The organism is Pseudomonas mandelii, assembly GCF_002251635.1.
Lineage (GTDB): Bacteria > Pseudomonadota > Gammaproteobacteria > Pseudomonadales > Pseudomonadaceae > Aquipseudomonas > Aquipseudomonas mandelii_B.
Genome location: NZ_NMOJ01000154.1, coordinates 47,893 through 59,647, shown reverse-complemented (window position 1 = coordinate 59,647; position 11,755 = coordinate 47,893). Strand labels below are relative to the sequence as shown.

Genomic DNA, 11,755 nt, shown 5'->3' with positions numbered 1-11,755 from the left:
ATACTGCTGTCGCTGCTGACCTGGACCGCAACGGCTGGCGCGTTGACTCTTACNGATGAAGAACGTNGCTGGCTGGCGGCTCACCCGGACTTGCGCCTGGGTGTGGACGCGTCCTGGCCGCCGTTTGAGTTTCGTGACGACCAGGGTCGCTATCAGGGCCTCGCGGCGGACTACATCAACGTGATTCGTCAACGGCTGGCCGTCAAACTGACGCCCATCGAACCGATCAGTTGGACCGAGGTCCTGCAGCAGGCTAAAGAGGGCAAGCTGGACGTCCTGCCGGGCATCATGTCGACCCCGGAGCGCCAGTCGTATTTGTCGTTCACTCGTCCCTACCTGGACTTTCCGATTGTCATCCTCGCCCATGTCGGAGGTCCCCAGCCGCGCAAGCTCGACGAGCTCTACGGGCTGAAGATCGCGGTGGTGGAAAACTATGCGCCCCATGAACTGTTGCGCACCCACCATCCCGATCTCAACCTGGTGGCGATGCCCAATGTCAGCTCGGCCCTGCAAGCACTGGCCACTGACGAAGTGGATGCCGTGATTGGCGACCTGGCATCCAGTGTCTGGAGCCTGCGCCAGCTCAAACTGGATGGTTTGTACGTCAGCGGCGAAACGCCCTACCGCTATCAGTTGGCGATGGGTGTGCCGCGCGATAACAAGATTCTGGTCGGGATTCTGGACAAAGTCCTGGCGGACATGACTTCAAGTGAAATCAGTGCCATTCAGGAACACTGGGTCGGTAATGTCCTGGATCATCGAACCTTCTGGTCCGATTTGCTGGTTTACGGTCTGCCCGGGCTGCTATTTCTGATGATCATGCTGGCCGTGGTCATCCGGATTAACCGCCGGTTGAGTTCGGAGATTGCCCGACGGGTCGACCTGGAACAAGAACTGCGCAGCAGCGAATANCACTATCGCGGCCTGGTAGAGAGCCTGTCCGCCATCGCCTGGGAAGCCAGCATCAGCGATTTCACCTACAGCTACGTATCACCCCATGCCGAAGAACTGCTGGGCTACCCCCGCGCCCATTGGCTGATTCCAGGCTTTTGGCGCAACATCATCCACCCTGCGGACCTGACCCGGGCCCAGACATTCTGCGATCACGAAGTGCTGGCCGGGCGCGATCATAGCGTCGATTACCGGGTTATCACCGCCGACGGCCGCTGCCTGTGGGTGCGCGATATCGTCAGCCTGATTGAGCATGGCCATGAGCCGGTGATGCGCGGATTGATGATCGACATCAGCGACGCCAAGCGCACGGAAGAAGCCTTGCAGCTGTCCGAGCAAAAATTTGCCTCGGTGTTCCAGCAATGCCCGGACATCCTGGTGATTGCACGGATGTCCGATGGCTGCCTGCTTGAAGTGAACAAAGCGTTCGAGGATCAGATTGGTCTCAAGGCCGAAGACGTCATTGGCCAGACCGCCACCGACCTGAACATCTGGGGCATCCCCGGCGTGGGACCGGGCCTGCTGCAGCGCCTGCAAGCCGGCAGCATCCGCAACCTGGAGATGCCCTTTCGCCGCAACAATGGCCAGGTGTTTACCGGCCTGATTTCCGCCGAGCCTTTCGACCTCGACACGACCCCTGCCCTGGTCGTGGTGGTGCGTGATATCACCCAGCTCAAGGAAACCCAACAACAGCTGCAAACCTCCGAAGAAAAATTCGCCAAGGCCTTCCACGCCTCACCCGACGGCTTGTTGCTGTCGCGGCAGAGCGACGGGTTGCTGATGGAGGTCAATGAGGGTTTCAGCCGCATCACCGGCTTCAACAGCGCGATGTCCGTGGATCGCTCAGCCCTGGAGCTGGGGATCTGGGTCAATCTCAACGAACGGAAACAGATGCTCGACTTGCTGCACCGGGATGGCTTCGTTCGCGACTTCAGTTGCCACATCCGCCGCAGTGACGGGCAGATCCGCCTTTGCGAGGTTTCAAGCCGTCCGCTGCCCATCGGCGACGAAGACTGCATGTTGACCATCGCGCGGGACATCACCGAACGCCAATTCATGCAGGAAAAACTGCAACAGGCCGCCACCGTGTTCGAAAGCACNGCCGANGGNGTGTTGATCACCGACACCCAACAACACATCAGCGCGGTCAACCGAGCGTTCACCGAGATCACCGGTTACAGCGAGAGCGAGGCTCTGGGCCACACCCCTCGCCTGCTCGCCTCGGGNCTGCATGACAGCGCATTCTATGCGGCAATGTGGCACCAGTTGACCGCTTTGGGGCACTGGCAGGGCGAGATTTCCAACCGACGCAAAAATGGCGAGCTCTACCCGAGTTGGCTGACCATCAGCGCCGTGCGTAACCGGGAAAAATTCATCACCCACTTCGTGGCGGTGTTCGCGGACATTTCCAGCCTCAAGCACGCGCAGGCCAAACTCGACTACCAGGCGCACCACGATCCGCTGACCGGCCTGCCAAACCGCACGCTGTTCGAGAGCCGACTGCTGACCGCACTCAANGNCCAACAGGAAAGCGGTAACCAGGGCGCCGTGCTGTTCCTCGACCTGGACCGCTTCAAACACATCAACGACAGCCTCGGCCACCCCGTTGGCGACCTGTTGCTCAAAGACATCGCGGTGCGCCTCAAGGAGCAACTGCGCGACGTCGATACCGTGGCGCGCCTGGGCGGCGACGAATTCATCATCCTGCTGCCCGGCCTGCAACAAGCCAGCGACGCCGAGCACCTGGCCAACAAGCTGCTCGCCTGCTTCACCCCACCGTTCCAGGCCGGCGAGCACGAGTTCTTTATCAGCGCCAGCATCGGCACCAGCCTGTACCCGCAGGACGGCACTGACGTCGCCACCCTGGTCAAAAACGCCGACGCCGCGATGTACCGCTCCAAGGCCAAGGGCCGCAACCGCGTTGAAAGCTACACCCGCGACCTCACCACTCAAGCCAAAGAGCGCGTAGCACTGGAGCATGAACTGCGCCGCGCCATCGAGCGCAACGAGCTGTTTCTCTGCTACCAACCGAAAATCAGCCTCGCCGACCATCGACTGGTCGGCGCCGAAGCGCTCATTCGCTGGCATCACCCGACCTTCGGTGCGGTGCCGCCGGAACACTTCATTCCCTTGGCGGAAGAAAACGGCATGATCCTGCAAATCGGCGACTGGGTACTGGAGACAGCCTGCCGGCAGATGTACGAGTGGAATCAGGTCTATGAGTGCCTCGGCCCCCTGTCGGTCAATCTCGCGGGCGCTCAACTGCGCCAGCCGAACCTGCTCGGACGGATCGAGCAACTGCTCAAGGACAACGGCCTGGCACCCGGTTTTCTGCAACTGGAAATTACCGAAAACTTCATCATGAGCCAGGCCGAAGAAGCGCTGGAGGTGCTGCACCAGCTCAAACAACTGGGCGTGCAACTGGCAATCGATGACTTCGGCACCGGCTATTCATCCCTCAGCTACCTCAAGCGCCTGCCGCTGGACTTCCTCAAGATCGACCAGTCTTTCGTACGCGGCCTGCCCGACGATCCCCACGANGCAGCGATTGTTCGCGCCATTATCGCCCTGGGTCGCAGCATGCAATTCACCGTCATTGCGGAGGGCGTCGAGACCCTGGCGCAGCAACAATTCCTGGCCGAAGAAGGCTGCGAACAGATCCAGGGCTACATCGTCAGCCTGCCCCTCCCCCCCGACGAATTCGCCGCGACGTTTCTTCGTATAGCCGTATCGGATTTTTCGGATAGCACAGCCGAGAAACCATCGCTATAATCCGCGGCCTACTGAGGGCCTATAGCTCAGTTGGTTAGAGCAGGGGACTCATAATCCTTTGGTCCACGGTTCAAATCCGTGTGGGCCCACCAAATACGAAAGCCGCGCAAATGCGCGGCTTTTTTCTGAGACTAACGTTTGGCCTAGGAGATCAGACCAGCCGAACCACCAAAGCAACAGCAACAATAGTCACGAGCGCCAGCGCGGCACCGAGTCCGAACGGCAGTAGGATTGCTCGGGTCGCGGTGGGCGTTGGGCTACGCATGTCTTCGGCCATAAATGTCCGGACTTCGACTTGAACCTATCGAGCTCCAGATTTTGTAGGAGGTGTGGACATACTGCGTCTTCCTGCAGGGATCACGAGTCACGCCTAATGCGCTAACCCTTGTTAGATAAGGTGGGCTGCTAAGCGGTAAAACTCAAGCACCTCCGATCATTGGTCGCTTCCGTGTGTTAGCGATTTTAAAGCTTGAACCACAATCCGACGGCGGCGACAACGGCGGTCACTAGACCGGCGCCTACTGCGAACGGATACCAAAAAGCCTCCTGCGCTCGGGTCGCGGTGGGCGTTGGGCTACGCATGTCTTCGGCCATAAATGTCCGGACTTCGACTTGAACCTATCGAGCTCCAGATTTTTGCGGTCATTTTGTAGCATCAGTCTTCCTGTCGGGGCTCGAATCGCGCCCTGTGTGCTGCTCCGCGGCGGGGCATGCGTTTTTTCCTGTCTGCCGTCTAGGTTATATTTTGCGCTGACGTCGGGTTATCGGATGACGTCTGCCAAGGTTGTAGGCAAACTCCGAGAATTGCGTAATGGGTGCTTTTGGGCACTTTGCCGCCTTGTTGGCGTTCTCTTCGACGGAATACTCTCCGAACGTCGCTGCAAATGCAGTGATCGGGTGTGGTAACCCAGCGAGGCAAAGTGCAACAGTGCTCCCATCACGATTTCATGCGTTTTTACGCCTGTATTCCTGTGTTATGGCGGCTGTGCGTGGGAGACCTTCGGGTCTGCCGGTTTCTTTGCTTTCCCGGTTTACCACCCTGCGTACAGCTGCCACCCATTCGTGTGGTAACGAATGCGGCAGCTCCTCGTTTTAAGGAGCGAAACAATGAGCAAAGCAAATCCGTCCGCACCATCAGACCTGAAAACCATCGGTTTCACCCCACTCATCTACTGCTCGGATCAGGCGTTGTTCAACGTCCGCGCCGGCGTCCCCATCGTCGAAGCATTGTCACAAGCTTCCGATCTGCTGTTCCTCGCCAAATCATTTGCCGAAGACGCAGCCTACGCAAGAGACACTGACCGCCACGCCTGGGCCGCGCACTATCTGACGGCGATGGGTAAGGCGGTGATTGATGATGTTGTGAAGGTGCTAACGCCGAGACCGGCTCGGACCGCGACGGAATCAGAGGAGTAGCGCGCACTATCCCACTGAAAGACGCCCCGGTTATTCGGGGCTTCCAGTCGTGACCGGGCATGCAATGCGCGCCCGGAAGTTACTCCCTGTGCGAATCGGCACCATCGTTGCCAGCCCAGACACTCAACACCGGAATCGCCCGCACCAACCCCATCCGCTCAAGCCCCTCCCTTGTCAAAACACCCTCATACGTAACCGCCGCCCTGCCCCATTGCTCCACGATACCCATGCCATCAACCAATGCCTCGCCCAAGCCGGAAATCGTATCCGCCAATTCCTCAACGATTGTTTGAGTCCGCAACCACACGCGATCCGTAATCTCTTTCAGCTCAGCCGCTACCCGGTCAGCCGAAGCCGGATCCGTCTCGGGGTAGGCAATGTTGCGCAGCAGGTGTCGTAATTCCCTAATTTTTGCGTAGTCCTGCTCCGCCCCAAGCTCTCCCTTCAGGATGGCGGTCGCTTTCGGCTGATCGACGCGTTTGCCGGGTGAACGTTTTGAGGTTAATGACTGCGCCATCGCGCCAGCAAACAGGACCATCATCCGCGCCTCCAGATGCGCCTTCATTGCTTCAATCGACGAAATCGAACGTGCCAAGGTGATGGAAGCGCCCGCTTGATGCCTCAAATCCATGGTGACTGTCAGACTCACGCCACCCGTTTCAAACCCCAAGGCCCGGGCAACGACGTAGTGACCCATTTCGTGATGGGCAATCTGCATTGCGCGATCCCGTACAGCGGGAGGCATCTTCTTCGTCATTGTGGTCACCTCGCATCCCTCGATTTCGCATTCGACTACGACTGACTCTGTGTGTCCATCCTATGGACCAGATNNNCCGAAGCCAGATCCCAGCTCCGCCGCGCCAGCCGTGCTGTAACATGCCAAGCCACTGATTTGTGTTGCCGGAGACGACCCTTGCCTGACACCCGCCCACCCGTTCTTGACGAAATCGACCGCCAACTGATCGCGGCCTTGCAGATCAANGCCCGTGAAAGCGTGGCCATGCTCGCTCGGCAGTTGGGGATCGCACGGACCACGGTGACTTCACGTCTGGCACGGCTGGAAAAGGCCAAAGTCATCACCGGTTACGGCGTGCGTTTGGGGCAGCGGGTGGTGGACGGCGGATTGCAGGCTTACGTCGGGATCACGGTGCAACCGCGCTCGGGCAAGGAAGTGCTGCGTCGGCTCAGCGCCATGGCCCAGGTGCAGCAGCTGTGTGCGGTGAGTGGCGAATTCGATTACGTGGCGTGGTTGCGCACCGANTCGCCGGAACAGCTGGATCAGTTGCTGGATCAGATTGGCAGTGTCGATGGGGTGGAGAAGACGACGACTTCGATCATCTTGAGCAGCAAGATTGATCGGGGGCAGCCGGTTTAAACGCGGTCCAGTGTGGGAGCGGATTCGCGAGCAAGCCCGCTCCCACACTGGTCAGTGTGTAGCGATAGATCGTCATATTGATTGATTAACTGGCAAAACGACGACACATTGCGTCTTATTAACGTGTTCTACGCTCTCTAGAATGGCTGCCATCTTTTCCTATACTCAGATGCGCATTCCGCATCGGGTCGCCAGTAAGGTCAGTCATGAACAAGAACAATCGCCATCCTGCAGACGGTAAAAAACCAGTCACCATTTTCGGCCCGGACTTTCCTTTCGCCTTTGACGACTGGATCGAGCACCCGGCCGGCCTGGGCAGCATTCCGGCGGCCAACCATGGCGCCGAAGTGGCGATTGTCGGTGCCGGGATCGCGGGTCTGGTGGCCGCCTACGAGNTGATGAAACTGGGCCTCAAACCCGTCGTCTACGAAGCTTCGAAAATGGGTGGCCGTCTGCGTTCCCAAGCGTTCAACGGGACCGATGGCATCGTCGCCGAACTGGGCGGCATGCGCTTTCCTGTGTCGTCCACGGCGTTTTACCACTATGTCGACAAGCTCGGTCTTGAGACCAAACCCTTTCCCAATCCGCTGACGCCTGCCTCTGGCAGCACCGTGATCGACCTGGAAGGCAAAACCCATTACGCACAGAAACTGGCAGATCTTCCTGCACTATTCCAGGAAGTGGCTGACGCTTGGGCAGATGCACTGGAGGCTGGCTCGCAGTTCGCCGATATCCAGCAAGCGATCCGCGACCGCGATGTGCCACGCCTCAAAGAGCTGTGGAACACCCTGGTTCCGCTGTGGGACGACCGCACCTTCTATGACTTCGTCGCCACCTCCAAGGCCTTCGCCAAGCTGTCGTTCCATCACCGCGAAGTGTTCGGCCAGGTCGGTTTCGGCACCGGCGGCTGGGACTCGGACTTCCCTAACTCGATGCTCGAGATCTTCCGCGTGGTGATGACCAACTGCGACGACCATCAACACCTGGTGGTCGGCGGTGTGGCNCAAGTACCGCAAGGCATCTGGCGCCATGTGCCGGAACGCTGCGTGCACTGGCCCGAAGGCACCAGCCTCAAGTCGCTGCACAGAGGCGCGCCACGCTCCGGGGTCAAGAAAATCGCTCACGCCCCGGACGGCCGTTTTGCGGTCACCGACAACTACGGCGACACCCGCGAATACGCCGCCGTACTGACCACCTGCCAAAGCTGGCTGCTGACCACCCAGATCGAATGCGACGAAACCCTGTTCTCGCAAAAAATGTGGATGGCCCTGGACCGCACGCGCTACATGCAGTCGTCGAAAACCTTCGTGATGGTCGACCGCCCGTTCTGGAAAGACAAAGACCCGGAAACCGGCCGCGACCTGATGAGCATGACCCTCACCGATCGCCTGACCCGTGGCACTTACCTGTTCGACAACGGCGACGACAAGCCTGGGGTTATCTGCCTGTCGTACTCGTGGATGAGCGACGCGCTGAAAATGCTGCCGCAGCCCATCGACAAGCGCGTGAAGCTGGCCCTCGACGCGCTGAAGAAGATTTACCCGAAAGTCGACATCAAGGCGCGCATCATCGGCGACCCAATCACCGTATCGTGGGAAGCCGACCCGCATTTCCTCGGGGCGTTCAAAGGTGCATTGCCCGGCCACTATCGCTATAACCAGCGGATGTATGCGCACTTCATGCAAAAGGACATGCCCGCCGAACAACGCGGGATTTTTATCGCCGGTGACGACGTGTCCTGGACGCCCGCCTGGGTGGAAGGCGCGGTGCAGACCTCGCTCAACGCGGTCTGGGGCATCATGAAACACTTCGGCGGTGAAACTCACGCCGAGAACCCGGGTCCAGGTGATGTGTTCAACGAGATCGGTCCGATCGCCCTGCCCGAGTAAAAGGAGTTCCAAATGCGCGTAGCCCTTTACCAATGTCCACCGCTGCCCCTGGATGTCGCAGGCAACCTGCAACGCCTGCATCAACTGGCGCTGGAGGCCAAGGGCGCAGACTTGCTGGTGCTGCCGGAGATGTTCCTGACCGGCTACAACATCGGCATCGATGCCGTCAGCGTGCTGGCGGAAGTGCACAACGGTGAATCGGCGCAGCAGATCGCGCGCATCGCCAAGACCGCCGGGATCGCCATTTTGTATGGCTATCCCGAGCGCACCGAGGACGGGCAGATCTACAACGCCGTGCAGTTGATCGACGCTCACGGCCAGCGCCTGTGCAACTACCGCAAGACCCACCTGTTTGGCGACCTGGATCACTCGATGTTCAGCGCCGGGGAGGACGATTTCCCGCTGGTGGAACTCAACGGCTGGAAGCTCGGCTTTTTGATCTGCTATGACCTCGAGTTTCCGGAAAACGCCCGACGCCTGGCCCTGGCCGGTGCCGAGCTGATCCTGGTGCCGACGGCGAACATGATTCCCTTCGATTTCGTTGCAGACGTCACCGTTCGTTCCCGCGCCTTCGAAAACCAGTGTTATGTGGCGTACGCGAACTACTGCGGGCAGGAAGGCGAGATCAATTACTGCGGCCAGAGCAGCATCGCCGCGCCGGATGGCAGCCGCATCGCCCAGGCTGGCCTCGATGAAGCACTGATTGTCGGTGAGCTGGACCGTCAGTTGATGGTCGACTCCCGCGCCGCCAATCGCTACTTGATCGATCGCCGCCCCGAGCTTTACGGCGACCTTAACAAGCGCTGACTCATCGTAATCCGCTAGCATTAGCGCTTCTCTGTTCTGGAAGTGCTCATGCCTGCGCTGAATCACCCTCGCCCCCACACCGAAACCCTGGCCAACGGCCTGCGGGTGACGCTACGTCATGCTCCCGATTTGAAGCGCTGCGCGGCGGCGTTGCGGGTTTTCGCGGGCAGCCATGACGTGCCGCTGGCATGGCCCGGCCTCGCGCACTTTCTTGAGCATTTGCTGTTTCTGGGGACGGAGCGCTTTCCCGCCGGGCAAGGGCTGATGGCCTACGTGCAAGGTCACGGCGGCCAGGTGAATGCGCGCACCAGCGAACGCACTACCGATTTCTTTTTCGAATTGCCACCGCAAGCCTTTGCCGGTGGGCTGGAGCGTCTGTCAGACATGCTCGCTCATCCACGTATGAATCTGGACGATCAGCGGCGGGAACGGGAAGTGCTGCACGCTGAGTTTGTCGCCTGGTCCCGGGATGCCACGGCTCAGCAGCAGTTCGCGTTGTTCGACGGGCTGTCGGCCGCTCACCCGCTTCGGGCGTTTCATGCGGGCAACCGTTACAGCCTGCCGGTGCCGCAGCCGGAGTTTCAGCAAGCGTTGAGGGATTTCCATCGGCAGTTTTATCAGACCGGGCAGATGACGTTGAGCCTGGCCGGCCCGCAAACACTTGATGAGTTGAGGGCAATGGCTCAGCGCTTTGGCGAACCTATTTCCGCAGGGGAAAAGGTCGCGCAACAAGCGCCTGTACCGCTGATGGATTCTTCCTACACACGTTATCAACAGGCTGGTGAACGTCGGCTCGATCTTCTGTTCGCGCTCGAAGCGTTGCCAGACTCCTCGCGCGAAGCATTAGCGTTTCTGTGTCACTCGCTGAACGCCGCGAAACCCGGCGGTCTGCTGGCTGAATTGGGCGAGGAAGGGCTGGCGGACAGCCTGAAAGCCGTGCCGTTGTATCAGTTTGCCGGGCAAGCCTTGCTGCACATTGAATTCACCACAGATAAACCGGGGAACGCGAGCTGCGAGCGGCTGGTGGATTGGCTGGGCTTTTTTGCCTCTCACCAGAACTGGGCCGAGTTGCGCCAGGAGTACGCCGCCCTGCTCGACCGTCAGCAACGAGTCAGGGGAGCCATGCAACTGGCGCGACTGGACAGTGAGCAGCTTGAAACCGGTTTATCCGAACAAGGCGTCGTAGCACTCAAGGACATCCTGAAAAAAATCGGCGCTGTGGATAACTTCAGCGGCAAATGGAAACTACCGACGCCTAATCCGTTTTTACGTGCTGAAGCGCCAGCGGCCAATGCCGGGCTGATTCGCGGCCAGACCAGCAAACACCGTGGCCTGCGGACGTTCGCCCAGGACCGCTCGCGCAGCCGTCGCGAAAACTCGCCGATGCAGTTCAGTCAGGTGTTGCCGGATAACACGGATGAGGGTGCGATTTACCTGCGCTGGCGACTGCAGGCCAAACCTCACCCTCGTCTTCAATCGAGCCTGGAAAATCGCCTGCAACCCTTGCGTGAAGATGCCCGTCAGGCTGGCGTCGACTTTTCATTCAGTGCATCAGGCAATGAATGGCTGCTGAAGATGACAGGCCTGCAAGAGCCCATGCCGACCGTCCTCGAACATGCGCTGAAAGAGCTGACAAAACCCGACGCCGGTTTCCCTCAGGAAGAACCGCCAAGCGTACCGTTGATGCCGATCAGACAGCTGCTGAAAATGCTTCCCGAGCATTCACTTGAGCGCACCGCTGAAAGTGATGACATGCAGCAACTCTGGGCGAGCGCACGCTGGCAAGGTCTGGCGATGGGCCTGTCGGCGCAGACGCAAGCAGCGATGGGCCTGGCACTGAGCCGCGTGCCCGGTGCTGCTGACGATCAGCCTTCGCCGCCCGCCTCGATAAACTCGCAGTATCTGTGGAGCACGCTCGACACCGATTCCAGCGAACACGCCCTGTTGCTGTTTTGTCCACCGGCCACGCCGGACATCGAAGACGAAGCGTCTTGGCGTTTGCTCGCTCACCTGTGCCAGACGCCGTTCTATCAGCGCCTGCGGGTTGAGCTGCAATTGGGTTATGCCGTGTTCAGCGGCCTGCGTCAGTTCCATGGGCAAACCGGCCTGCTGTTCGGCGTGCAATCACCAAGCGTTGCGCCTCAGGATCTGTTGAAACACATAGAGCGCTTCTTGAGCGAAATGCCCGCAGTGATTGAAGGCGTCGATGACGCGACCTTCATCGCCCTGCGCCAGGCCTTGGCCGATCAATTCCACGCCTGCGCACTGCCCCAGGCTCAGGCGGCCGAACTGCTCTGGCAGGGCAAACTGGCGGGCCACTCGTCGGATTATCTGGAGCGTTTGCCAGAAGCGATCCTGATGATCGATCGCAACGCATTGAAAGAAGCAGCCCGACAATTGAATCAAGCCGAAGGTGGCTGGCGCTGCCTGGCCAGCAGTGCTTGCGCATCGGCGCCTTGGCAAGCGGCAAAATGATCATTACCGACGCTGCAATTAGCTTTCTCAAAGATTCGCGGCCAATCGCTCTGTAATTTTGAGTAACATA

At 59.5% G+C, this 11,755-nt stretch carries 7 protein-coding genes, 1 tRNA gene and 1 pseudogene; 7 read left to right on the top strand and 2 right to left on the bottom strand.

What is annotated here, in order from left to right:
* Both B7L09_RS20135 and B7L09_RS20130 read left to right on the top strand, forming a co-directional pair.
* Positions 1-3,723, top strand: a complete 3,723-nt coding sequence (locus B7L09_RS20135; RefSeq protein WP_094470334.1) for an EAL domain-containing protein — start codon at positions 1-3, stop codon at positions 3,721-3,723.
* 15 nt (positions 3,724-3,738) lie between these two features.
* Positions 3,739-3,815 (top strand) — tRNA-Ile (locus tag B7L09_RS20130).
* A gap of 370 nt (positions 3,816-4,185) precedes the next feature.
* Here B7L09_RS20130 and B7L09_RS32885 read toward each other — a convergent pair.
* Positions 4,186-4,379: pseudogene (locus B7L09_RS32885) on the bottom strand (hypothetical protein).
* A gap of 451 nt (positions 4,380-4,830) precedes the next feature.
* Between B7L09_RS32885 and B7L09_RS20120 the strand changes: the two are divergent.
* Positions 4,831-5,139, top strand: a complete 309-nt coding sequence (locus tag B7L09_RS20120) for a DUF3077 domain-containing protein (protein WP_094470333.1) — start codon at positions 4,831-4,833, stop codon at positions 5,137-5,139.
* 79 nt (positions 5,140-5,218) lie between these two features.
* Here B7L09_RS20120 and B7L09_RS20115 read toward each other — a convergent pair whose 3' ends face one another.
* Positions 5,219-5,896 (bottom strand): peptidase M41, encoded by a 678-nt coding sequence (locus B7L09_RS20115; RefSeq protein ID WP_094470332.1) that lies wholly within the window; start codon positions 5,894-5,896, stop codon positions 5,219-5,221.
* Between the two features lie 156 nt (positions 5,897-6,052).
* On the opposite strand from B7L09_RS20115, the gene B7L09_RS20110 reads away from it, so the two are divergent.
* From B7L09_RS20110 to pqqF, 4 genes are all read left to right on the top strand, one after another.
* Complete coding sequence (locus B7L09_RS20110) at positions 6,053-6,514, top strand: Lrp/AsnC family transcriptional regulator (RefSeq protein ID WP_094470331.1); 462 nt, start codon at positions 6,053-6,055, stop codon at positions 6,512-6,514.
* A 206-nt stretch (positions 6,515-6,720) separates the two neighbouring features.
* Positions 6,721-8,403 (top strand): flavin monoamine oxidase family protein, encoded by a 1,683-nt coding sequence (locus B7L09_RS20105; protein WP_094470330.1) that lies wholly within the window; start codon positions 6,721-6,723, stop codon positions 8,401-8,403.
* 12 nt (positions 8,404-8,415) lie between these two features.
* On the top strand, positions 8,416-9,210 hold the full coding sequence (locus tag B7L09_RS20100) for a carbon-nitrogen hydrolase family protein (protein ID WP_094470329.1): 795 nt from the start codon (positions 8,416-8,418) through the stop codon (positions 9,208-9,210).
* Between the two features lie 48 nt (positions 9,211-9,258).
* Positions 9,259-11,685, top strand: coding sequence for a pyrroloquinoline quinone biosynthesis protein PqqF (gene pqqF, locus B7L09_RS20095; protein WP_094470328.1), 2,427 nt, complete (start codon positions 9,259-9,261; stop codon positions 11,683-11,685).
* Positions 11,686-11,755 lie beyond the last annotated feature (70 nt).

What these genes read in the sequence shown, in the direction of transcription:
- B7L09_RS20120 (WP_094470333.1), top strand. Translation starts at nt 4,831, where the DNA reads ATGAGCAAAGCAAATCCGTCCGCACCATCAGACCTGAAAACCATCGGT.
- B7L09_RS20115 (WP_094470332.1), bottom strand. Translation starts at nt 5,896, where the DNA reads ATGACGAAGAAGATGCCTCCCGCTGTACGGGATCGCGCAATGCAGATT.
- B7L09_RS20100 (WP_094470329.1), top strand. Translation starts at nt 8,416, where the DNA reads ATGCGCGTAGCCCTTTACCAATGTCCACCGCTGCCCCTGGATGTCGCA.
- pqqF (WP_094470328.1), top strand. Translation starts at nt 9,259, where the DNA reads ATGCCTGCGCTGAATCACCCTCGCCCCCACACCGAAACCCTGGCCAAC.